General features: G+C 65.9%; 22 protein-coding genes. 6 read left to right on the plus strand and 16 right to left on the minus strand.

The window, feature by feature from the left end; all coding sequences use genetic code 11:
- Nucleotides 1-503: 503 nt before the first annotated feature.
- From rpsN to AC5RTT_RS15055, 5 genes are all read right to left on the minus strand, one after another.
- Nucleotides 504-809 carry a 30S ribosomal protein S14 gene (rpsN, locus tag AC5RTT_RS15035; RefSeq protein WP_009358853.1) on the minus strand — a complete coding sequence of 102 codons (306 nt, stop codon included), beginning with the start codon at nt 807-809 and terminating at the stop codon, nt 504-506.
- Between the two features lie 2 nt (nt 810-811).
- A complete protein-coding gene (rpmG, locus tag AC5RTT_RS15040) occupies nt 812-979 on the minus strand; it encodes a 50S ribosomal protein L33 (RefSeq protein WP_003798558.1) in 168 nt (55 codons plus the stop codon).
- Entirely contained in the window at nt 979-1,215 is a 237-nt protein-coding gene (gene rpmB / locus AC5RTT_RS15045; protein WP_009358852.1) for a 50S ribosomal protein L28, read from the minus strand. The genes rpmG and rpmB overlap by 1 nt, the downstream gene beginning before the upstream one ends.
- 273 nt (nt 1,216-1,488) lie before the next feature.
- Complete coding sequence (locus AC5RTT_RS15050; protein ID WP_494145878.1) at nt 1,489-2,250, minus strand: SGNH/GDSL hydrolase family protein; 762 nt, start codon at nt 2,248-2,250, stop codon at nt 1,489-1,491.
- A 64-nt stretch (nt 2,251-2,314) separates the two neighbouring features.
- Entirely contained in the window at nt 2,315-2,794 is a 480-nt protein-coding gene (locus tag AC5RTT_RS15055) for a MarR family winged helix-turn-helix transcriptional regulator (RefSeq protein ID WP_494011584.1), read from the minus strand.
- A gap of 81 nt (nt 2,795-2,875) precedes the next feature.
- On the opposite strand from AC5RTT_RS15055, the gene AC5RTT_RS15060 reads away from it, so the two are divergent.
- The gene (locus AC5RTT_RS15060; RefSeq protein ID WP_494123915.1) at nt 2,876-3,163 is read left to right on the plus strand and encodes a YciI family protein; all 288 of its coding nucleotides are present in this window, start codon (nt 2,876-2,878) and stop codon (nt 3,161-3,163) included.
- Here AC5RTT_RS15060 and AC5RTT_RS15065 read toward each other — a convergent pair.
- The 6 genes from AC5RTT_RS15065 to AC5RTT_RS15090 all read right to left on the minus strand — a co-directional run bounded on the left by AC5RTT_RS15065 (nt 3,160) and on the right by AC5RTT_RS15090 (nt 9,263).
- The gene (locus AC5RTT_RS15065) at nt 3,160-4,005 is read right to left on the minus strand and encodes an SGNH/GDSL hydrolase family protein (RefSeq protein WP_494145893.1); all 846 of its coding nucleotides are present in this window, start codon (nt 4,003-4,005) and stop codon (nt 3,160-3,162) included. The genes AC5RTT_RS15060 and AC5RTT_RS15065 overlap by 4 nt on opposite strands.
- 128 nt (nt 4,006-4,133) lie before the next feature.
- Nucleotides 4,134-5,204 (minus strand): siderophore-interacting protein, encoded by a 1,071-nt coding sequence (locus AC5RTT_RS15070; RefSeq protein ID WP_494145879.1) that lies wholly within the window; start codon nt 5,202-5,204, stop codon nt 4,134-4,136.
- Nucleotides 5,201-6,013, minus strand: a complete 813-nt coding sequence (locus AC5RTT_RS15075) for an ABC transporter ATP-binding protein (protein ID WP_494145880.1) — start codon at nt 6,011-6,013, stop codon at nt 5,201-5,203. Before AC5RTT_RS15075 ends, AC5RTT_RS15070 begins: the two co-directional genes overlap by 4 nt.
- Nucleotide 6,014: 1 nt before the next feature.
- Complete coding sequence (locus AC5RTT_RS15080) at nt 6,015-7,058, minus strand: FecCD family ABC transporter permease (protein WP_494145894.1); 1,044 nt, start codon at nt 7,056-7,058, stop codon at nt 6,015-6,017.
- 11 nt (nt 7,059-7,069) lie between these two features.
- Nucleotides 7,070-8,161 carry a FecCD family ABC transporter permease gene (locus tag AC5RTT_RS15085; RefSeq protein WP_494145881.1) on the minus strand — a complete coding sequence of 364 codons (1,092 nt, stop codon included), beginning with the start codon at nt 8,159-8,161 and terminating at the stop codon, nt 7,070-7,072.
- Nucleotides 8,162-8,171: 10 nt separating this feature from the next.
- Nucleotides 8,172-9,263, minus strand: a complete 1,092-nt coding sequence (locus tag AC5RTT_RS15090) for an iron-siderophore ABC transporter substrate-binding protein (protein WP_494145882.1) — start codon at nt 9,261-9,263, stop codon at nt 8,172-8,174.
- A gap of 352 nt (nt 9,264-9,615) precedes the next feature.
- Between AC5RTT_RS15090 and AC5RTT_RS15095 the strand changes: the two genes are divergently transcribed.
- Nucleotides 9,616-10,110 carry an FBP domain-containing protein gene (locus AC5RTT_RS15095; protein WP_494145883.1) on the plus strand — a complete coding sequence of 165 codons (495 nt, stop codon included), beginning with the start codon at nt 9,616-9,618 and terminating at the stop codon, nt 10,108-10,110.
- A gap of 67 nt (nt 10,111-10,177) precedes the next feature.
- Here AC5RTT_RS15095 and AC5RTT_RS15100 read toward each other — a convergent pair whose 3' ends face one another.
- From AC5RTT_RS15100 to AC5RTT_RS15115, 4 genes are all read right to left on the minus strand, one after another.
- Nucleotides 10,178-10,579 (minus strand): hypothetical protein, encoded by a 402-nt coding sequence (locus tag AC5RTT_RS15100; RefSeq protein WP_494145884.1) that lies wholly within the window; start codon nt 10,577-10,579, stop codon nt 10,178-10,180.
- A 510-nt stretch (nt 10,580-11,089) separates the two neighbouring features.
- Nucleotides 11,090-14,539: an ATP-binding protein gene (locus tag AC5RTT_RS15105; protein WP_494145885.1), complete on the minus strand. Its 3,450-nt coding sequence runs from the start codon at nt 14,537-14,539 to the stop codon at nt 11,090-11,092.
- Complete coding sequence (locus AC5RTT_RS15110; RefSeq protein WP_494145886.1) at nt 14,536-15,372, minus strand: DUF4194 domain-containing protein; 837 nt, start codon at nt 15,370-15,372, stop codon at nt 14,536-14,538. The genes AC5RTT_RS15105 and AC5RTT_RS15110 overlap by 4 nt, the downstream gene beginning before the upstream one ends.
- Nucleotides 15,373-15,374: 2 nt before the next feature.
- Nucleotides 15,375-16,823 (minus strand): DUF3375 family protein, encoded by a 1,449-nt coding sequence (locus AC5RTT_RS15115; RefSeq protein WP_494145887.1) that lies wholly within the window; start codon nt 16,821-16,823, stop codon nt 15,375-15,377.
- Between the two features lie 232 nt (nt 16,824-17,055).
- Between AC5RTT_RS15115 and AC5RTT_RS15120 the strand changes: the two genes are divergently transcribed.
- The 3 genes from AC5RTT_RS15120 (at nt 17,056) to AC5RTT_RS15130 (ending at nt 20,303) form a co-directional block, all read left to right on the plus strand.
- Nucleotides 17,056-17,358 (plus strand): hypothetical protein, encoded by a 303-nt coding sequence (locus tag AC5RTT_RS15120; protein WP_494145888.1) that lies wholly within the window; start codon nt 17,056-17,058, stop codon nt 17,356-17,358.
- A 61-nt stretch (nt 17,359-17,419) separates the two neighbouring features.
- Nucleotides 17,420-19,420, plus strand: a complete 2,001-nt coding sequence (locus AC5RTT_RS15125; protein WP_494145889.1) for an acyl-CoA dehydrogenase family protein — start codon at nt 17,420-17,422, stop codon at nt 19,418-19,420.
- Nucleotides 19,421-19,484: 64 nt separating this feature from the next.
- The gene (locus AC5RTT_RS15130) at nt 19,485-20,303 is read left to right on the plus strand and encodes a TIGR04086 family membrane protein (protein WP_494145890.1); all 819 of its coding nucleotides are present in this window, start codon (nt 19,485-19,487) and stop codon (nt 20,301-20,303) included.
- Nucleotides 20,304-20,345: 42 nt separating this feature from the next.
- Here AC5RTT_RS15130 and AC5RTT_RS15135 read toward each other — a convergent pair whose 3' ends face one another.
- Nucleotides 20,346-20,744, minus strand: a complete 399-nt coding sequence (locus AC5RTT_RS15135; RefSeq protein WP_494145891.1) for a YchJ family protein — start codon at nt 20,742-20,744, stop codon at nt 20,346-20,348.
- Between the two features lie 163 nt (nt 20,745-20,907).
- Here AC5RTT_RS15135 and AC5RTT_RS15140 point away from each other — a divergent pair, with 163 nt between their 5' ends.
- Nucleotides 20,908-21,180, plus strand: a complete 273-nt coding sequence (locus AC5RTT_RS15140; protein ID WP_494145892.1) for a hypothetical protein — start codon at nt 20,908-20,910, stop codon at nt 21,178-21,180.
- Nucleotides 21,181-21,221: the final 41 nt, after the last annotated feature.

A 21,221-nucleotide genomic window follows, 5' to 3' on the forward strand; every position in this document is an offset into this window, starting at 1 on the left:
TTGGCACACTATTGAGTTCTCAAACAACAGACACACCCGGCACCACCCAAACCAAACATTCAGGATCGCTCCGGAGCAACTTTTCAAACTTACCGGCTTTCAAAGAACTTTGCAAATCAGCGTTTCCGCGACCCGCGTTCCTCTCAACCGCCCCCACCCGTTTCCGGCACCCTGACGGGCCACCAGATTTTGGTCTTGTTTTAGGGGGTTTGGCCGCCCGCGGTAACCAGCTCTTCGCTGTCTCCCTCGCGGCGACTCAGAAAACAATACACCCCCACCCACCCCACCGCAACCCGGCCCCACCACCCCACCAAAACCCCGTAAACACACGCCAAAACCACCCACCAACCCACCCAGACACCCAGCCGCCGTCGTAAATACTCCCTGTGCGCTGCAGCACACGCAGGAGCCGGCGGTTCCGGCTGTGGGTTAACGCAAGAAAGGGCGGGCAACCGTGATGGTTGCCGGCCCTTTCCCAAGCAGCTGGTAACAGCCTTGCGGGATTACCAGGAAGACTTGGTGATGCCCGGAAGTTCGCCCTTGTGGGCCATGTCGCGGAAGCGGACACGGGAGATGCCGAACTTCTGGAAGGTGCCACGGGGACGGCCATCGATGATGTCGCGGTTACGCAGACGGATCGGGGACGCGTTGCGGGGCAGCTTCTGCAGGCCCAGGCGGGCTGCTTCGCGTGCTTCGTCGGTTGCGTTTTCGTCAACCAGGGTCTTCTTCAGTTCGAGGCGCTTGGCAGCGTAACGCTCAACGATGACCTTGCGCTGCTCGTTGCGAGCAATCTTGGACTTCTTAGCCATGTTTAGCGCTCCTCTCGGAATTCGACGTGCTGGCGGATCTTGGGGTCGTACTTCTTCAGGACCAGGCGGTCCGGGTCGTTACGACGGTTCTTGCGGGTTACGTAGGTGTAACCCGTGCCCGCGGTCGACTTGAGCTTGATGATCGGACGTACGTCCTTGTCCTTTGCCATTAGAGCTTCACCCCACGAGCCAGGATTTCGGCGACGACTGCGTCGATGCCGCGTACGTCGATGGTCTTGATGCCACGAGCAGAGACCTGCAGCGTGACGTTACGGCGCAGGGACGGAACCCAGTAGCGCTTCTTCTGGATGTTCGGATCGAACCGGCGCTTGTTGCGACGGTGCGAGTGCGAAATGCTGTGCCCAAAGCCCGGCTCGGCCCCGGTCACTTGGCAGTGTGCTGCCATGACTTCTCCTCAAGAATTGAATGTAATGATCCGCATATCTGCTGCTGGACCATGCTGCTAAGGGCGACCCAAAATAAAGAAGGGCGAACGGTTAGTCACGCAACTTGAGCCCCTAACTACCGGCCACCCTGGAGAAAATACCGGGCAACCGGAGCAATTGCGCACGCTCCGCGCACTTAGCGCCTACCAAGTCTACGAGTTCGCGCAATTAAAGACCAATCCGGGGGAATTGGGTGTATAAGCAGGGCCCGACCGCGGCACCTTCCCGAGCGCCTAGAGCCGGGTCAGCCGGGGGTACTTGGGTGAGAGGTTGTCTCCCGAGGATTTGCCTGTGACGCGGCGGGCCACCCACGGGCCGGCGTATTCACGGAACCACTGGGCGTTGGCGCGGAGTGCTTCAGCGCCCTTCAGCTCCGGCACCGGCGTCATGGGCGGGATGTCAATGGAGTGGTCGTATTTGAGCACTTCCATGACCCGCCTTGCCATGTTGGCGTGCCCGGCTGCGGACATGTGCATGCGGTCCTTCGCCCACATGCCCCAGTCGTAGTACTCGCTAAAGCGCCAGTAGTCCACCAGCAGGGCCCCGTGATCACCTGCGATGCCGCGGACCAGCTCGTTGTAGATGGCTGTGCGGCCGCGCATCGTGCCGAAAACCTTGGAGCCGCGGGCGTCGAATCCAGTGAACATCAGCACTGTCGCGCCGGTGGCAGCCAGCCTGCGGATGCCGTCGTCGTACTCTGCCAGCAGGTCGTCGATGTCGATCCGGGGGCGCAGAATGTCGTTAGCACCCGCGTAGATGCTCACCAGGGTGGGTTTGAGCTCGACGGCGGCGTCCACCTGCTCGGCCAGGATCTGCCGGAGTTTCCTGCCGCGGATAGCGAGGTTGGCGTAGCCGAATCCTGGGTCGGCGGCACCAAGCTGCTCTGCCACACGGTCAGCCCAGCCTCGGACGCCGTTGGGACGGGTGGGATCGTCGTCGCCCACCCCTTCGGTGAAGGAGTCGCCAAGGGCCACGAACCGGGAGGTGAAATCCATAGCGGCTAGTTTGCCATCCGTTGCCGGGAGCAACCAACCGGACGGGAGGCGTAGGTGCGGGTCCCTAGCTTTCGCGCAGGATCCAATGGTCCGCGTCCAGGCGGCCCACGACTTTTTCGCCGATCCGGGCGAGGTCCAGGACGTCCTGCTCGGTCAGGGCGTCAAGGAAGAGGTTGCGTACCGACTCCACGTGGTCCGGCGCCAGGCCAACGATGGTGGCCATGCCTTCTTCCGTGAGGTGGGCGATGGTGACCCGGGCGTCGTGGGGGTGCGGCCGGCGCTCCACCCATCCGCGCTTCTGCAGCTTGGTCACTACGTGGGAAAGCCGGGACAGGGACGCGCTGCTCCGGGCCGCGAGCTCGCTCATGGGCAGGAACCGCTCGTCCGCCTCGGACAGCATTGCCAGAACGGTGTAGTCGAAGAGCGAAAGCTTCCCGGCAGCGTGCAGCTTTGTGTCCAGGGCTGCGGGCAGCAGGGTGTTGATGCTCACCAGGGCCAGCCAGGCACGTCGTTCATCGGGGTTGAGCCACCGCGGTTCGGTCATTTCCATATTCTACGATTGATCTTTCAAGCTTCGCCGCCCGGCCGGGTTCCGGTGCCGAAGGCTCCCGGTAGGCTATGGCGCATGTATGTTGTCTCCCTGACCTACCGGGTTCCGCAGGACATCGTCGATTTCCACAATGATGCGCACATCAGCTGGCTGCAGAAAGCCTTCGACGACGGCGTCTTCATCGCCGCCGGCCGGAAGGTTCCCCGGACCGGGGGACTGCTGCTGTCCCGGGCGGACCGCGCCACGCTGGACGCCAGCCTGGCGCAGGACCCGTTCTACACCAATGGCGTGGCCGACTTCGAAGTGGTGGAGTTCCACGCCGGCCGGGTGGCGCCGGGCTTCGAGAACCTCCTGGACAGTTAGGCGCCTTCTGCGGCTGCGGCGTTTTCTGGCGCCAGCTTCTTCAGCCCGCCTTTCCTGGGGACCTTAACCGGTTCGGGCCAGCGCGGGCTCAGTCGGTCCCCCAGCGTGACGCCCCGCAGTTTGCGTCCGAAGAGCGGCAGGACCCAGTCATTCACCCAGCGGCGCTGGCGCCGCTCCCATTCCCGCAGGGTAAGCCGGGTTGGCGGTTGCCAGTCCATAGGCCTGATTTTGTGCGGAACTCCCAGTTGGTCCAGTACCTGCCCGGCCAGGTACTTGTGCCCGGCCTTTGACATGTGGAGCCGGTCCGAGTCCCACATCCGGCGGTCGTGGAAGGCGTCGAGGCACCAGTAATCCACCAGGACCGCCCCGTACTTGGCGGCAATTTCCCGGACCCGTTCGTTGTAAAAGGAGTTGCGCCTCTTCAGCGGCTCGAGCAGCGCCGACACTTTGACGTCGAAGCCCGTGAACAGCACAAGGGTGGCCCCGGTTCCCGCCAGCTGACGGACGAACTCCTCATAGTCAGCCATCAGCACAGCCATGTCTGTCTTCAGGTCGAGGATGTCGTTGCCGCCGGCATAGAGGGTGACCAGCGTCGGCCTCATCCGCAGCGCCGGCTCCAACTGCTCATCGATGATGTGCCGGAGCCGCTTGCTGCGGATGGCCAGGTTCGCGTACTTCCACCCGGGCTGTGCCTTGGCAAGTTTCTCCGCCACCCGGTCGGCCCAGCCCCGCACCCCGTTGGGCAGCCGCTCGTCCCGGTCCCCCACGCCCTCGGTGAACGAGTCCCCCAGGGCAACGAACACCCGCCGCCCGGAGTCAGGAAGCAAAGGTTCACGCACCAGCCCAACCTAGCCACCGAAAGAAAAGGAAGTACGACGCCGGGATGAACAGCAGGTGCAAGAGCGTCCGCGGTGGATTATGCCGCAGGATCTGAGAGAGCGTTGGAAGGGGGAGGCAAGGCAGGAGGCGGCTACCCTTCGGCTTTGCCCTGCCTCCAGTACCCCATGAACGCAACCTGCTTCCGGTCGATGCCCACGTCGCGGACGAGGTACCGGCGCATGTCCTTGATGACGGCTGCTTCGCCGGCGATCCACGCGTAGAAAGGCATGGCGCCCGCCGGCATGCCCGGGTTCTTGGTGGCAATGATCTCGGCCGTTTCCATCCGGGACGGGGTCTCCCAGAGGATGTCCACGTCCACGTTGACGTCTTCGGGCTCGGGCCCGGCTCCGCCGTCCACTTCTTTGATCCCCACCCAGCCGGGTACGGGAACGGCTTTGCGGACCGCTTCCTGCAGCAGTTCGCCGTGCGGCCGGGACCGGCCGATCTGAGCACCGCGCGCCAGCCAGGTGATTTCGACGTCGGCGCGTGAGGTGAGTTCCAGGAAGTCGCCCGCCTCGGGGACTTCGAGGAAGGCGTGGCCGGTCATGTACTCCGGGAGGCTTTGCAGGATGGCGGAGATGGCCGGGACAGCTGTCTCGTCGCCGGCAAGCAGGATCCGCTGGGCCAGGCCCGGCCGCCATTCGATGCCGGAGTAGATTTCGGCGGTGACGCAATGCGCGGCGCGGTTGTTCGGGCCGATGATGGTGATGGCGTCCCCGGGCTTGGCGTTGAGGGCCCAGTTGGCAGCCGGACCGCCGTGGCCGTGGTCATCGAAATGCATCACGAAGTCGACGTCGATCTCCGGGTACACGGCGTCAAGCCGGGCCTGCCGCACGGTGTAGGTGCGCATTGAACCGCGGACGGCGGGGTCCATCTCCAGCCATTCGCGGTACCACCCCGCCTCGGCCATTTCGAAGACCGGCAGCGGAATGTGCGTGCCGTCAGCGGCGAGGGACGGGATCATGAGTTTGATCCGGAGGTCCAGGGTGTCCCCATGGACGCCGAAGTCCCGCAGCGAGTAGCCGCCGAACGTGATCCTGCGGAAATTGGGGCTGAGTTCCTGGACCGAGGAGACGGTGACCTCGAACGCCAGGGTCATCGGCTCTGTATTCATGGTCTGCGCGTTCATCGGCTTGGCGGACGCAGCATTTCGGGTCTTCATGAAACAAGCTCCAGTTCGGTGGGGACGTGGTGGCGGCCGATGGGGATGATCAGGGGTGTTCCGGACACGGGGTCGGGGATGACGCGGGAGTCGAGGTTGAAGACATTGCGGACCAGGCTTTCGGTGACTACCTCACGAGGGTTGCCCACGGCCACCACGGCGCCGGTCTTCATGGCGATGACGTTGTCCGCATACCGGGCGGCCAGGTTGAGGTCGTGCAGGACGATTGCCACGGTGGTGCCGCGCTTGCGGTTCAGGTCCGTCACGAGGTCCAGGACCTCCACCTGGTGGGCGAGGTCCAGGTAGGTGGTGGGCTCGTCCAGCAGCAGGACGTCGGTTTCCTGGGCGAGGGCCATGGCGATCCACACCCGCTGCCGCTGCCCGCCGGAAAGTTCGTCCACGTCGCGCCCGGCTAGGGCCAGCGTCTCGGTTGCTTCCAACGCGCGCTGCACGGCGGCGTCGTCCTGGTCGCTCCAGCTGCGGAAGAAGCCCTGGTGCGGGTAGCGGCCGCGGCCCACCAGGTCGCGGACCGTGATTCCGTCCGGGGCGGTGGGGTGCTGTGGGAGGAGGCCAAGGATGCGTGCCAGCTCCCGGGCAGGACGGGCGTGGATGTCCTTCCCGTCCAGCGTGACGGCGCCCGACGCGGGTTTGAGGAGCCGGGACAGGCCGCGGAGCAGGGTGGACTTCCCACAGGCATTGGCGCCCACGATCATGGTCACCTTGCCCTCGGGAATTTCCACGCTGAGGCCGTCCACCACGCAGCGCTGGTCGTATTTCAGCGTCAGGTCCTTGGCATTGAGAACAGCCACGTCAGGCATCCTTTCGGTTGGCCGTGACCAGGAGCCACAGCAGGAAGGGGGCGCCGAGTGCACCGGTGATGACGCCGACCGGCAGGACGGTGCCGTCGAGCAGCAGCGGGGCGATGTTGGCGGCGAAGTAGTCGGCCGCGAGGACGATGAGCGCTCCCACCAGGGCCGACGCCGGGAGGCTGGCTTTGCCGGCGAAGCGGCGGGCTATGGGCCCGGCGAGGAAGGCGACGAAAGCGACCGGGCCGGCTGCCGCCGTCGCGACGGCCGCAAGCGTGACGGCGATGATCACCAGGGCGAGGCGGGACGCGTTGACGCGGACACCCAGGCCTGCGGCGGCATCATCCCCGAGTTCAAGGATCCGCAGCGGCCCGGCGATGACGGCCACCGCGGGGATAAGGACCACCAGGGCGAAAAACAAGACACTTGCGCGGTCCCAGTTGGCGGAGTTCAGGGACCCGTTCAGCCAGACGAGGGCGTCGGCGGCGGTGCGGATATCGGCCCGGGTCATCAGGAAGTTGACCACAGCGTGGAGTGCGGCCGCGATGCCCACGCCGGCGAGGACCAGCCGGTTGCCGGCGGCACTGCCGCGGCTGGTTCCGCGCAGGGCTCCTCCAGCGGAGATTGCGTAGATGAGTGCGGCCACAGCCAGGGCACCGGCAAGGGCCGCGCCGGAGACCACGGCGCCTGACGCGCCGAAAACGACGATGGCGATGACGGCGGCGGCGCTGGCGCCGTAGCTGATGCCGATGATGTCGGGGCTGGCCAGCGGGTTGCGGAGCATTGTCTGAAACAGCGCACCGGCGAGGCCGAACGCGAGGCCGATCATGGTGCCGATCACTGCCCGGGGAAGCTTGTTTTCCATGACTATGAAGCTGGCACCGGGAATTTTTTCCCCGCCCGTCAGGTGCGCAACCAGGATCTTGAAGAAGTCCGGGATTGTGACGGTGTAGCTGCCGAGCAGGACGTACGCCGCAAACAGGATGACGACGCCGGCAGCCAGCACGGCGGTCCGGTTCAGGCGCAGGCTGCCGCGGCGTTGCTCCATCTGGGTGAGGGTCACAGTCCGGCCCCTTTCCCCCGGCGGATCAGCCAGACGAACACGGGTGCACCCACCAAAGCGGTCATGATGCCGGCGGGAACTTCCCCGGGGAGCAGCACAACCCGGCCGATGATGTCGGCCGCGAGCAGCAGCACGGGGGCGGCCACCAGGGAGAACGGCAGGATCCACCGGTAGTCGGGCCCGGTGAGGAACCGGACAGCGTGCGGAACCACCAGGCCGACGAAGGCGATCGGCCCGGCAAGGGCGGTGGCCGTTCCGCAGAGCAGGACGATGCCCAGGGCAGTGACAGCACGGGCCAGGCCCACGCGCTGGCCGAGGCCGCGGGCAATGTCGTCGCCGAGGGCCAGGCTGTTGAGGATACGTCCGGTCAGGAGCACAATGGCGGCGCCCACGGCGAGGAAGGGTATCCCGGGCAGAACGACAGACCAGTCACGGCCGGCCACGCCGCCCACCTGCCAGAAACGGAAGCGGTCCAGGGTGTCCTGGCTGGACACCAGGATGACGTTCATCAGCGAGTACAGTCCGGCGCTGAGTGCGGCGCCGGCCAGCGCCAGCTTCACGGGCGTGGCACCGTCCCGGCCAAGGGAAGCGATGAGGTACACCACGACGGCGGCAACCGCCGCGCCAGTAAAGGCGAACCAGATGTAGCCGGAGAAGGTGGCGACGCCGAAGACGTAGATGCCGGTCACCACTGCCAGGGCGGCTCCGGCGTTAACGCCGATGATGCCGGGATCGGCGAGCGGGTTTCGGGCGACGCCCTGCATGGCCGCGCCGGCAAGGCCCAGCGCACCGCCGGCGAGGAGGCCGAGCACGGTGCGTGGGATCCGGGCGTGGACTACTGCATGATCCCCGTTTGCGGGATCAAAGGAGGTCAGCGCCTCCAACGCGATGCCGAGGGGAATGGCCCGGGCGCCGATGGCCAGGGACGCCCCGGCCAGGATGGCCAGCACGACGACGGCGGCCAGCAGCCAGGCGGCCTGCTTTCCCCCGGTAGCGGGGCCGCGGGAGGGACCCTTCGGTCCTTTCCCCTGTACCGCGGTGCCGGTGCCCCCTCCCCGGGAGGCCGCCGTCGTCGTACTGTGCGTCACGGAACGGTGCTTACTTCACTGCATCCGCTGCGGTGGCCAGCTGCGGCAGGAACGTGTCCAGCGACCACGGCAGGCTCAGCGGGGAGGCAGCGGAGATGGACAGCGTCAGCGTGTTGTCCGGATCTGCAACCAGGGCGCCGTTCTTGATGGCGGGGATCTGGCTCAGCAGCGGGTCGGCCTTGATGGCGTCCGCGGTGGAGGAGTCCGGAACCCAGGTCACGAAAACGTCGGATTCGAGCTCATTGGCCTTCTCGGCGGACCACGGGATGAAGAACTCCTTGGAATCCTTGGAGTTTTCCTCCACCACAGGGGCAAGCGTCATACCGATTTCGGAGAGGAACCGGGGACGGTTGTCGTTGGCCGTGTAGACGTTGACGCCGTCACCCTTGGCCGGCTCCAGGTTGCCGTAGATGAAGCTCTTGCCTTCGATCTGCGGGTACTTGGAGACCTTCTCCTTGATGGTGGCCTCGGTGTCGGAGATCAGCTTGGTGGCTTCGGCGTCCTTGCCGAGGGCCTTGCCGATGATGGAGGTGGAGTCCTGCCAGGAGGTGCCGTAAGCCAGCTCCGGATGGGCAACAACCGGCGCGATCTCGGTCAGCTTCTTGTAGTCCTCCTCGGTCAGGCCCGAGTAGGCGGCCAGGATGACGTCCGGGGTGAGCTTTGCAATCTCGGTGAAGTTGATGCCGTCAGCCTCTGAGTACTGGACCGGGGCCTTGTCCGAGCCGAAGCCGGCGCCTAGCTCCTCGAGGGCTGCGTCCTTCCAGGGGGTGGAGCCCTGCTCGTTGCCGCCCCACTCATTCTTTGGGACACCGACGGGAACAACACCCAGGGCAATGGCGACGTCGTCATTGACCCAGGAGACGGTGGCTACGCGGGTGGGCTGCTTCTCAATGATGGTTTCACCGAATGCGTGTTCGATGGTGACCGGGAACTGCGAGCTGCTGGAGCTGGAAGCGCCGGCGTCCGTGGTGGAGGACGCGGGGCCGGTGGAGCAGGCCGAGAGGGTGAGCGCCGCTGCGGCCAGAATGGCCGTCGCCTTGCCGGCTGATTTGAACAGCGTGCGGCGTGTGGCACCAAGGCCTGTGAAGAGGGGGGAAGTCACGGAACTCCTTAAGTGAATGATGCGAACTTAAGTAAGGCTAGCCTACCCTCCACTGCATTACGCAACGTTTACGTATCTTATTCCCCAGCGTGATGAAGGACACAAGGACTGACGCGTGTCGCTGCCTTGGACAGGCGGTGTCCCATTTGGCAGGATGACACTGCTGGTTCCGTACATGGCCAACCAGCCGGCAGAAGAGACGGGAACCACGGAGAAATGTGCACGCGCAGGGCCTTGAGTGCCGCGGCTGCCACGGGAAGCGGGGCGGCCGCTTTGGCCTGCTCCGAGGGGAATGACTGACCCCTTGTTTCCCTGACCCACGTCGGGTCCCATCTCTTACGAAAGTACAGCCATGCAATCAGTCACGCCCCAACAGATCCGGGCATCCTTCATCAATGCCAGCCGCTCCGAGGCGGCCAAACTCAACCTGCCCAAGGATTTCGACTCCCTTGACTGGGACAACCTCGAGTTCCTGGGCTGGCGGGACGGGAAGATGCCCCTCCGCGGGTACCTGGTAGTCCCCGGCGCTAAAGGCCTGACCGGCATCATGTTGCGTGCCCCCGAAAGCGGCGCCCGGAAGAACCGCTCAGTGCTCTGCGAGCTCTGCCGGGACGTCTTTTCCAAGGAGGACGTACTCCTCTGGGTGGCCAGGCGCGCCGGCCAGTCCGGACGCGACGGCAACACCGTGGGCACCCTTATTTGCGCCGACTTCCTGTGCTGCGGCAACGTGCGCAAGGAACCGCCGGCCAACGAGATCAATCCTGACCCGGCCGCCGTCGTCCTCCGCCAGATTGAAGGCCTCACGGAACGAACGGCCCAGTTCCTGGGCCGCGTCGAGGGTCAGTAGTCGGCGCGCAGGCCAGCCCTGCAGGCGGAAGCCCTCCCCCAAGTGGAGGAGGGCTTCCGCCTGCCGGTCAGCGGTAAGTGAAGCTCATGAGCACGGACTTCAGGGCACGGCCTTCGGCACTCCAGTACCAGGCTTGTGCTGCCTCAGGACCCTCGAACCGCGGTTCATCGAACAGCACATCTGCGGTCAAAATGCGGTCGCCGATTCTGACAAGGCCGTATTGCACCTGCCCGTCGGGCGAGACGGGCGCTCCTGGCGTCAGGCCCATCCGGTAATGAGTAGCGCCATCAGTGCGATCAATAAAGAACGAAGAACTAGGCGTGGGAACAGAAGCGCCGATCAGTCCCGGCACCGGATCCGTCTCAATGATGTTCCTGGTGACGTTTCCAGCCGTGGCATCACCGACCTGGCTGTAGTACACAGCGATCTGTTCCTTGCCGCTGGCATCCAAGACGGTCGCCGTCTCCACGGCGGGGGACGCTGACACCTGCTCATGCTTCACGCTCCAGCCCGCAGGATAAGCAAACGACAGTCGGCCGTCAGCGAACGTGAAGGCTTCCGGTCCCGGGGGCACGGGGGACGAGGTGGCGGCGGGAACAATTGATGGATCGGGGCTCGTCGTGACAGTGGGGGCGGCCGGCGTTGCCGACGCACCCCCGCTCGGCGTGGCCGTTTGTGCGGATGGCCCCGCGGTGTCCCCGCTCCCCGCAGAAGTGCCTGCCGCGCAGCCCGCGAGGGACAGCGCCGCCGCAGTGATCGCGGCCAGGAAGAAGGATGCTCGGTGTTGTGGGTGCATCGGAATGCCTTTCAAGATGACGCCATCGTCTCTTGGGGACAGTGCGGAACCCCAGTTTGTCCGCAGTACCTGTGGGATTTACTCAGGCGAGGTGAGTTGGTAGAGCCAAGAGTGGCACAGCAAAAACACCTGCTTCTAGAGCCTGAACAATAAATCCATCAATTTGTTATATACGGTTTCGGATCAGCGCAGAACGATATCCACCGGGTTAGCCTCGGACCGCCAAGACCCCTCTTCACCGGGCCGCGGCTTGATCACCGGGGCTGTCAGGACGCCGGAACGGTTGGTGCGCCTGTCCCGGAGGATCTCAGTCACGGAGCCCAGGTGCCGGGACAGGTCGATCACGTTTTCCGGGGCGGCCAGCAGCAGCTGGAATCCGAACTCGTGCAGCGCCTTGATGCCGGCACCGGCGAATTCCTCGGAGGCCAGGACGAACGCCTCATCCATCATCACGGTGCCGTACGTGGTGAAGCCCTGTTCGGCGATGCCCAGCTGGTAGCTCAGCGCAGCGGCCATGATGAACGCGGTGAAGCGCTGCCGCTCACCGCCGGACATGGAGCCCGTGTCCGCATGCATGAAGACGTCGGTCTTTTTGCCCGACGGCGCGCCTGTCACCTCACGGTGCTCCTTGCACTGGATGAACAGGTGTCCGCGGACATCCAGCACCTCGGCCCGCCAGCGCCGGTCTTCCGGCGCCTGCGAGCCCAACCGCTTCACCAGCGTCTCCAGCGACTTGTAGCGCGCGGTGAGCTCGTCGTCGTCGTTCTTTTCCACCCCCGCGGCATCGGAACGGGAAGGCCGGGCGTGGCGGGCCTTGAGCGCGTTCTGGATGGCGTCCTTGAACTGCTTGGCCGTGGGCGGCAGGGTCTGCTTGATATCCAGTTCCAGGTAGCTGCCCTCATGGAAGTTCACCTGCGACAGGATGCCGTTGAGGGGCAGGATCCGGCTGGTGATGGAGCGGCGTTCCTCGTCCAGAAGGTGCAGCAGGGTGCTGAAGGACTCGTGCGTGCGCTGGTTGAAGAACTGCCGAAACTCCGCCTCCTGCGCCGGCAGCCCGTCGCTGACAATAGCGTGGTACCGGCTCTCGAACTCGCTGGCGGCGCCGATGGCGGTGCCATGGTCGGCGGAGATGGCACTCCCCCAGTCCCGCACGAAGCCCTCGAAGATCCGCGTCAGCCGCTCGGCCGTGGCCTGGCCCCGGGACTCGGCAGCATGCAGCTCCGCCAGCAGCGCCGTCCGCACCCGGTTGGCCAGGTTGTCCAGTTCGTGCATCTCGGTTACGTCGCCAAAGTCGGCGAAGTGCGGTTCCAGCGCGGCAACCGTGGCGTCCGACGGCGGCGCCTGGGCCAGGCGTTCACGTGCGCCTTCCAGCAGGGAATCGGCAGCGGTCAGCTGACGGTCCAGGGCCTTGTACTCGCTCTGCAGGACCGCGGCAGCCTCGGTGCTGGACTGGTGCTTCTGCCGCACCTCCTCAATGGTGGCACGCAGCGGTTCAAGGTCCGCCTGAGCGGCGAGGGCGTCCTTGAGCCGCTGCTCAATGCGCGCCAGCTCATCCGCTGCCACCGCCGCTGACACCTGTTCCCACGGGCGGTCGTCCTCCGCAATGCGGCGCAGGGCTTCAAGCTGGCGGCTCATGCCCTGGTGCGAATCCTCACGGCTTTGCGCGAGTTCGGCGGCCTTGGCCACCTCTTGCCGGAGATCCTCCACCTGGCCGGCCACGAGTTCCAGCTTGGCTGCGTTGTCGAAGCCCAGGACGTAGTCCTGCCGGCTGGTGAAGCGGTCGTCCTTTTCCACCGTGTGGCGGTTGCGCTTGACCACGCCGCCCAGGCTCAGGCCCTTGTCCAGGCCGGCCAGTTCGTCCGGATCCTCCACGCAGGGGTAGGCGAAGTCGAGGGCGATCCGCTCACGGATCCAGGAACCGGCTTCAGTAGCCGCACCCGCGGCGAGGATGTCCAGCTTGGTGAGCAGGTCGCCGTCGCGCACGTCCTCCACGGCCAGTGCGCCGCCGGCCAGCGGCCTGGAGACATCCACTGCCCGCAACGCGCCGCGCACGTTGTTGTCATTCAGGTACCGGGTGACGGCGGCGAAGTGCTCCCCCGGAACCAGCAGCGTGGTGGCCAGGCTGCGGAGCGCGCGCTCCGCAGCCGGCCGCCAGCGCTCCTCCCCCTCAGCCAGGTCCATCAGCTCACCGGCGAACGGCATCCGCTCCTCCGGGATGCCGGTGGCAGCAGCAATCGCGGAACGGTTTTCAATGCTCGACGGCGGCAGCAGGGACTTGCGCGTCTTCAGCGAGACAAGTTCCTGCTCAGCCGCTGCCAGCTCGCGCTTCTTCGTGGCATGGGCGTCGAAGGCCTCGAACCGCAGCTCCTGGAGGGCCTGGGAATCGTCCTTCAGCTCGGCGGACCGCGCCGCTGCCTGCTCATGCGCCTGTTCCCAGCCTCCGGCCGTCCACTCGAGCCGCAACCCGGCGTCGGCGAGCGCCTGCTGGGCCGATTCTTCCACTTGCTGGCGGAGCTTCAGCCCCACCCGGGCGTTGTCAAGCGACTGCTCAATCGCGGAAATCGCATTGCCGCCCTGGCTGTTGTAGTCGGTTTCCAGCTGGCGCAGTTCCTTGGCCAGGCCGTCCCGGACCGCGCGCTCGGCCCCAAGCTTTTTGGCCTTCGCCTGTGCCAGCTCCTTGAACCGGGCCAGCGTCTTCTCATGGACCGTGACAGCCAGCCGCTGCTTGTACGCCTCGAACTCCTCGCCGGCGAGCGCCCGCAGCCGGTTCGCGTCAAGGAGCGACTGCGCATACTCGCGGTTCAGCCCGGGAACGGGAGCCAGCTGGTCGCGCTGCTGCCGCACGTCCTCCAGCCGTTGCCGGATGGACATCAGGTTGCTGAACTCCTCCACCACGTCGTCAGCGGCGGCAAGGGTGGCCGGCGCATCCAGCACCTGGTCACGGAAGAACGTGTTGACGCTGCCGCCCAGCCCCTTGCCCGCTTGAATGACGCGCAGGAGCGGAAGCGCCTGGTCCGAGTTGATCCCCAGCAGCCGGCGGAAGCGCTCGGCGAAGGCCTTGTGCACGTCGAAAACCTGCGCGTGCGGGAAGGTCGCCTCAAGTACAGCCTTGGTGAACCGCTTGTCGGCGATGCCCTCGACGGCCTCCAGGTCCAGGGGCGTGCTGTCGATCAGGTAGAACCGGCCCACGCTGGACTCCGTGCCGTTCTTCGGAAGCTCGAACAGCGCCGAGACCGTCACCTTGGTGCCCGCGGCGTTGTCGAACGTCAGCGCGACGGCGGACCAGGTGGCACCCGGGCGCTGGAACGCACTCGCCGATCCCTCGCCCACGGCCTTGTCGCCCACCTTGCCGCGCATGTACGTGAACGTGGTCCGCTTGTCCTCAACGGCCCCGCCCGAACGCTGCGCCGCCGCCTCATTGGATCGCGGCCGGGCATCGAACACCCGCAGCATGGCATCGAACAAGGTCGACTTTCCCACGCCTGAGTTGCCGGTGAGCAGCGTGCCGTCCCGGTCCACGTGCATCGTGTGCGCCCCATGGAACGTGCCCCAGTTGACCACCTGCACCAGTGCAAGCCGCATCTGGCCCGGGTTGGTCACCTCACCCATCGGAAGCATGCTCGCGATACTCACTGTCCTGACTCCTCCGTGGTCGTGGCTGGGGCCGACGACGGTGCTGCCGCCCCCGGGGTGGCATCGGGGTCGGCGTCCTCCGCAGCGTCATCTTCCACATCCAGATCCAGGAGGGGTTCTGTTCCTGACTGGTCTGCTGATGCGGCCACCAAAGCTTCGATGTGGGCCGGGATGTCGCCGATGTTTTCGAACGGGAGGGCCAGGGGCAGGGCGTTGGAGATCGTGTAGACGTCGTCCAGGCCTGTGGGAAGCAGGAGCTGGCGGGCCAGTAGTTTGGTGATGGCACGGGTGACGACGTCGGAATCGCGGAGGGCGTCCTGCTGGCCGGCGGGCTGGTAGTGGGCCACGAGGTCGGCGATTTCCTCGCGGGTGATGGTGGGATCCGTCTGCGCCGTGACGTGCCGGTCCAGCAGCAGGCGCAGCCGGAGCAGCACGATGGTCTCCACCCGGCTCAGTGCGCGCTGCTGCCGCAGGATGCTTGAGCGGGCGCCGCCGCCGATCGCCTCGGGGTCCACCGGGCGCAGGACCGCGATTTTGCGCTCGTGGTCAAGCTGCATGGCCAGGAACAGTTCGGACAGCCGGCTCCGCAGGATCACCTGGTTGTCCAGCAGCACGGTCCACAGCTTCTCGTCCCGGCCGCCGTCGATGTACGGGCCTTTCAGGAGCTTCACCAGCGCCTGCCGCACCTTCATGGACAGCACTCCGGTGTCCCCCGGGAACAGGGCAGCACCGTCAACAAAGGTGTCGCGGGGAGTGACGCCGCCGATTACCGGGCTGGTCGCAGTCCCGGCAGGCTCGGCTGCCGGAACCGCCGTCGTGCTGTCTTCAGTCATCGTCAATCCTTCGCGAGCGTGACCACGGGCAGGTAGGCCCTGCGTGTGGTGCCGTCAATCTGTTCAAAGTCCAGGCCGTCGATGGCTTCGCGGTCAAAGTTCGCGCCGTCGTGGAGGGCCTGGGAGAGGAGCGCCCGGATGGAGTTGATGTGCTGCTCCTCCGGCGGCAGGTTCTGCCACGCCTCGGCAAGGGTGGCGGCTCCTGCCATGGCCGAGCGGATGGCCTGGGGTTTGGCCCTGCCCGTACGCACGGATCGCACCCTGTCCGAGTCGCTGAAGGCGATGGGGTCCGCGAGTTTGGGCGGAGCGGCGAACTCGTCCGGGTCGAAGAGCTTCACCATGGAGAGGGATTCGAAGTCCGCGTTGTAGAGCACCGGGCCGGGCACCAGTCCCGGCCGGTCGCGCTCGTAGGGCAGGGACCGGATGGCCTGCTCGGCCTCGCGCAGCACCTGGCGCAGGCGGATGGACTGGCGGAAGTCGTCGCTCTGGATATAGGTGTTGAGGCTTTCGCTGAGTTTGCCGTAAATGCGCTGGATCTGGCTGTGCTGCTGGCGCAGTTCCGCCACCAGGTTCTTCAGGGTTTCGCGGTCCTCGGCGGAAAGGTCGTCCGCGAACTGCCGGCTCAGCACCTCGCCGATGGCCGAGCGGAACCTCAGCTGCTGCTGGGGATCTTCAAGGAAAGCCGTGAACGAGCGGAAGGTCCTGCCCTCCGGGCTCTGGCGGAGCCGCTTGTCCGCCTCAAGCACCTGGGCCATGGTGGCGCCCTTGGTCAGGGATTCCTCGATGATCTGGTTGCGCAGCTCGCCCACCAGCTCCTCGATCCGGTCACGCATCTTCTTGTAGTCCGCCGGCAGGCTCGCGGCGAGGTCAAGTATGTTGCCGGCGGCCTCCACCGCTTCGTCATCGTCCAGCAACCCGTCGAACTCGCCACTGCTGATGTCCTGGATCAGTTGCTGGCGCTCCTCGATCTCCTCTTCAAGGGATTCAAGGCGGGCACTCTGGTCCGGGTTGGTCTCATTGGCGAGCTTTTCCACATCCCCCAGGAGGGTGCCCAGGCGGGAGCCGTTGAGGGTGGAGCGCTCACTGGACAGGCTGTCCAGGAAGGCGAGCACACGGGCGGCAGGCTCGGTAACTTCGTACACGATCTGGCCCGACTGGTTCCGGCGGGTCAGGAACTGGCGCCGCGTCCATTCGTCGCCGAAGGATTTGCCGTTCGCTCCGCCGCCCAGTCCGGGGTCCTGCCGGCGCAGCTCCTCGAGGAAGGAGTCGACGTCGGCGTGGAACTCCTCAAGCGGCAGCTGCGGACGGGTGCGGGTGAAGGATGCCTGCAGCACCGCGATCACCCAGGGCGCCGACCGTGTCAGGGCCCAGGCGGGCCCTTTGGTGAGGAGTTCGAGGTCCCGGAGCCGGGCGCTGATAGCGTCAGCGGATGACCTGGCGGAGCGGGGCACACACTCTCCTTGGGCTGTTTGCGGGGCGGGGGCGGCGGCAGGAACGGAAAACTGCCAGCTACAAGGTTAACCCAGCCGCCGCGACCCCTCCGTGACCTACTTCGCCGTAGGATTTCGATCCCATATCAACAGCGGTCTCCGCACGCCGGGGCTCTGGCCCACCGCCAAGAAGTACCCCTACGCTTCTGCTACTGATCTTCGCCATCGCAACGCCGCAGCAGCAGGGGGATACATGCAGTTCGACCTAAGCACACTCGAAACCGGCACTCTGGTCTTTATCGGAACGCTGGTCTTCGCGTTCATCCTGGCAGCCTTCGTCCTTGCCGCAGGGCTGGCGGCCCTGGTGCTGCTGGGTGTCGGCAGGCTGGCATGGGTGATGGTTGTGAACTCGCTCCTGGCGGTGGTCCACGGGATCAACGCGGGTTGGGACCGCCTGGTCCGCCACGCGTCAACAGCGGACGTTGCCGGAGAACTCCAGGCCCAGTCCACCCCTAGCACCGGAACTTACCCGCGGGTAATATTGAGAGACAGCTAAAGGGTTCTCCAACCCGGCGGATCCATGGCTTCACCGGCCACTCCGGCCAAGGAGATAACCCATGACCTCCGCCACTGAATTCCCGTCCACAGACGCCCCCGCCGAGGAAACTCCCGTACCGGCCGGCCATATTGGCTCCGGTGCCACGTCCGCCGACGCCCGGGCCGTCGCAGAAGCCGCCCGCCAGACAGACTGGGACCGCCCCAGCTTCGCCAAGGGCCTCTATTTGGGCAGCTTCGACCTCAGCCTGGTCCATCCGTGGCCCACCCCGGACCCTGCGGACGTGGAGCGCGGCGAGGCGTTCATGGCCCGCCTGACTGGGTACGCGCGGACCATGGACGGCCGCATCATTGAGCGTGAGGCGAAGATTCCGGACGAATACATCCGGGACCTGGCCGATCTCGGCGTCTTCGGCATGAAAATCCCGCAGGAGTACGGCGGCTTGGGACTCTCCCTGGTGTACTACGGACGCGCACTCGCCCTGCTGGGCAGCGTGCATCCCAGCCTCGGAGCCCTGCTCTCGGCACACCAGTCCATCGGCGTGCCGGAGCCGGTCAAGGTGTTCGGCAGCCCGGAACAGAAACGGGAGTACCTGCCGCGCTGCGCGGCCGGTGCCATCACCGCGTTCCTCCTGACCGAGCCGGACGTGGGCAGCGACCCCGCCCGGATGGGCAGCACCGCAACGCCAACGGACGACGGCGAGGCGTACCTCCTGGACGGCGTGAAGCTCTGGACCACCAACGGGGTCATCGCGGAACTGGTGGTGGTGATGGCGGTAGTTCCGGCCTACACCGCCGCCGACGGAACCAGGCACAAGGGCGGGATCAGCGCCTTCGTCGTGGAGATGGACTCACCCGGCATCACCGTGGAAAACCGGAACACCTTCATGGGCTTGCGCGGGATCGAAAACGGGGTCACCCGGTTCCACCAGGTGCGCGTACCCGCGGCTAACCGGCTGGGGCGCGAAGGCCAGGGCCTGAAGATCGCGCTGACCACCCTTAATACGGGCCGGCTCTCCATCCCCGCGCTCTGCGTGGCGTCGGGGCGCTGGAGCCTGAAGATAGCCCGTGAATGGTCCAACGCGCGCACGCAATGGGGCAGGCCGGTGGGTGAACATGAGGCCGTGGGCAAGAAGGTTGCCTTCATCGCCGCCTCCGCGTTCGCCCTGGATGCAGTCTTTGAACTCTCTGCCGAACTCGCCGACGCCGGCCAGAAGGACGTGCGGATCGAAGCCGCCCTGGCCAAGCTGTGGGCAACGGAGATCAGCTGCCGGATCGCCGACGAACTGGTCCAGGTCCGGGGCGGCCGCGGCTTCGAGACAGCGGAGTCATTGGCAGCACGCGGCGAGCGGGCCGTGCCTGCGGAGCAGCAGCTGCGGGACCTGCGCATCAACAGGATCTTCGAGGGATCCTCCGAGATCATGCGCCTGCTGATCGCCCGGGAAGCCGTGGACGCGCACCTTGCCGCAGCGGGCGACCTCGCGTCCATGGACGCGAGCCTGTCGGACAAAGCGAAGGCCGCCGTCGGTGCCTCGGGCTTTTACGCCAAGTGGCTGCCTAAACTCGTGGCCGGAGCCGGCATGGATCCGCGGTCCTACGCGGAGTTCGGAAGGCTGGCCAAACATTTGCGCTTCGTGGAGCGCTCGTCCCGCCGCCTGGCCCGGCAGACCTTTTACGGCATGGGCCGCTGGCAGGCCAAACTTGAGCGGAAACAGGCCTTCCTTGGCCGCGTGGTGGATATCGGTGCCGAGCTGCTCGCCATGACGGCCTGCTGCGTCCGCGCCGAAATGCTGCTGCACACGGCTCCGGAGCGGGCCGCGAGCGCCTACGAGCTCGCCGAGGCGTACTGCGAGCAGGCACGGGTGCGCGTGGAGGAATACTTCGACCAGCTGTGGCGTAACACGGACGACGCCGACCACGGGCTCACGCGCAAGGTCCTCGCCGGGGACTACACGTGGCTGGAGGAAGGCGTCCTGGACCCGTCCGAAGGGACCGGACCATGGATCGCCGATGCCTCCCCAGGCCCCTCCACAAAGGACAATCTGCACCGCCGGTACCGGTAAAACCGCAGGTCACAAAATAGTAAGCACGCTTGCTATCGCTGTACGTCAATGGTTGAGTTGAAGCATGAGCAGCTCAACTGACCCAGAGAACCTGCCTCCGCGGCGCGCCCGGGAGGACGATACCCCGAGCGGGAGCCACCGCACCGCAGACGCGGACAGCCAGAGCACCCGCTCCTTCGACCAGGTGCCGGCAACGGACGCCGCGCCGGCCTCCACGTATTCGGAGCAGCCTGCAGCCTATGCCGAGCGGGACTACACTCCTGCCGCCACTGCCCCGGCGGTGGATCCGAATCTCACTGACCAGCAGACCGCAGTGGCGCGGGAAAAGGAACAGTTCGGCGGGATCAAGGTGGGCTCAGCCTTCTTCGGCTGGCTCACCGCCACCGGCATGGCAGTCCTGCTGACCGCCCTGGTGGCAGCCGCGGGAACAGCAGTGGGCCTTGCCAGCAACACAGATGTCAACGAGGCAGTGAACCAGGCGGCACAAAACCAGGGCACGGTTGGACTGGTGGGCATCATCGTCCTGCTGGTGATCCTGTTCCTGTCCTACTACTGCGGCGGCTACGTGGCGGGCCGCATGGCGCGTTTCGACGGCGCCAAGCAGGGCCTGATGGTATGGATTTGGGCGCTGATCGTGGCGATCCTCGTATCCATCCTGGGCCTCGTGGCCGGCCAGCAGTTCAACGTGCTGGCCAACCTGAACAGCTTCCCCCGCATCCCCATCAATGAGGGCCAACTGACCACCACCAGCATCATCGCTGCCGTCGTGGTTGCCGCCGTTGCCCTGGTGGGTGCAGTCCTGGGCGGACTCGCCGGCATGAGGTTCCACCGCAAAGTGGACCGGGCCGGGTTCACGCCGGACAGCGACTACGACGACGAGTAATTCAGTGGGTAAGCCGTGGCTTCAGCAGCACAGTCCCACACCTCACGCGCTGACGTCCCCGTCTACGTAGTACCACCGGCCGTCTTTTCGGATGAACCTGCTGACCTCGTGCAGGACTCCCCGCTCGCCGCCGTACCGGTAGTACGCCTTGAACTCGACCGTCCCTGCGGTGTCGAAAGGACCCCCTCCGCTGGTGGACAGGATGTCCAGGCGGCGCCAGCCCATCCCCGGATCAGGCTCCAGGGTGGCAGGGGCGGTGTCCGGGTGCCAGGTGCGCAGAAGGTAGTCCGCGTCCAGACGCACAAAGGCGCTGTAGCGGGACCGCATGAGCTGCTCCGCGGTGGCAGCCTCCGCCCCGCCGGAGTGGAAGCGCCCGCAGCACTGCGCGTACGGCTCCCCGGACAGGCACACGCAGTTTTCCTGCCCCGCACTTGTTGTCATACCGGGATGCTGTCATATCCGGTAACAGCTTTGCTACAACCCCCGGCACACCGCCTCCGCCGGCGGCATGGAACACCAAAAATCCGTATGGTGGAGAACGTGCCATGGCCCGGGCACAGTGGCAGAGGCGGGGGTTCCGCTGCCTGCAGAAAGGAGGGGTGACGTGGAAAACCCGGATACGCTCGTCCTCAACCTGACCTTCCTGGGCACGGTGGGCGTTGCCTTCCTGATGTTCTTTATCCTCTTTCTCCTGGGCGTCATCACCCTGGTGCTCGCGGGCGTGGGACGGCTGGCCGCCATCATCCTGATGGGCCTGTTCGGCTGGCGTCCGCGGAAGGAATCCATACCCCTTGTCCAGCTCTACGGCACCCGGCTGCGGGGCCGGAAGGATGCCGCCGACGGCGACGACAATGCGGCGCGTTGTCTCGGTGTTTGAAGTCTGTTCGGTCACTGTGGGCCTTTCGCATGGGCCGCAGC

It is taken from the genome of Arthrobacter sp. Y3221157 (assembly GCF_059089865.1).

Bases quoted from the DNA above. Each gene is read 5' to 3' on its own strand.
- rpmG (WP_003798558.1), bottom strand. From the start codon at position 979: ATGGCAAAGGACAAGGACGTACGTCCGATCATCAAGCTCAAGTCGACC.
- AC5RTT_RS15120 (WP_494145888.1), top strand. From the start codon at position 17,056: ATGCAGTTCGACCTAAGCACACTCGAAACCGGCACTCTGGTCTTTATC.
- rpsN (WP_009358853.1), bottom strand. From the start codon at position 809: ATGGCTAAGAAGTCCAAGATTGCTCGCAACGAGCAGCGCAAGGTCATC.
- AC5RTT_RS15070 (WP_494145879.1), bottom strand. From the start codon at position 5,204: ATGAAGACCCGAAATGCTGCGTCCGCCAAGCCGATGAACGCGCAGACC.
- AC5RTT_RS15110 (WP_494145886.1), bottom strand. From the start codon at position 15,372: ATGACTGAAGACAGCACGACGGCGGTTCCGGCAGCCGAGCCTGCCGGG.
- rpmB (WP_009358852.1), bottom strand. From the start codon at position 1,215: ATGGCAGCACACTGCCAAGTGACCGGGGCCGAGCCGGGCTTTGGGCAC.
- AC5RTT_RS15080 (WP_494145894.1), bottom strand. From the start codon at position 7,058: ATGGAGCAACGCCGCGGCAGCCTGCGCCTGAACCGGACCGCCGTGCTG.
- AC5RTT_RS15060 (WP_494123915.1), top strand. From the start codon at position 2,876: ATGTATGTTGTCTCCCTGACCTACCGGGTTCCGCAGGACATCGTCGAT.
- AC5RTT_RS15130 (WP_494145890.1), top strand. From the start codon at position 19,485: ATGAGCAGCTCAACTGACCCAGAGAACCTGCCTCCGCGGCGCGCCCGG.
- AC5RTT_RS15125 (WP_494145889.1), top strand. From the start codon at position 17,420: ATGACCTCCGCCACTGAATTCCCGTCCACAGACGCCCCCGCCGAGGAA.
- AC5RTT_RS15055 (WP_494011584.1), bottom strand. From the start codon at position 2,794: ATGACCGAACCGCGGTGGCTCAACCCCGATGAACGACGTGCCTGGCTG.
- AC5RTT_RS15095 (WP_494145883.1), top strand. From the start codon at position 9,616: ATGCAATCAGTCACGCCCCAACAGATCCGGGCATCCTTCATCAATGCC.
- AC5RTT_RS15050 (WP_494145878.1), bottom strand. From the start codon at position 2,250: ATGGATTTCACCTCCCGGTTCGTGGCCCTTGGCGACTCCTTCACCGAA.
- AC5RTT_RS15135 (WP_494145891.1), bottom strand. From the start codon at position 20,744: ATGACAACAAGTGCGGGGCAGGAAAACTGCGTGTGCCTGTCCGGGGAG.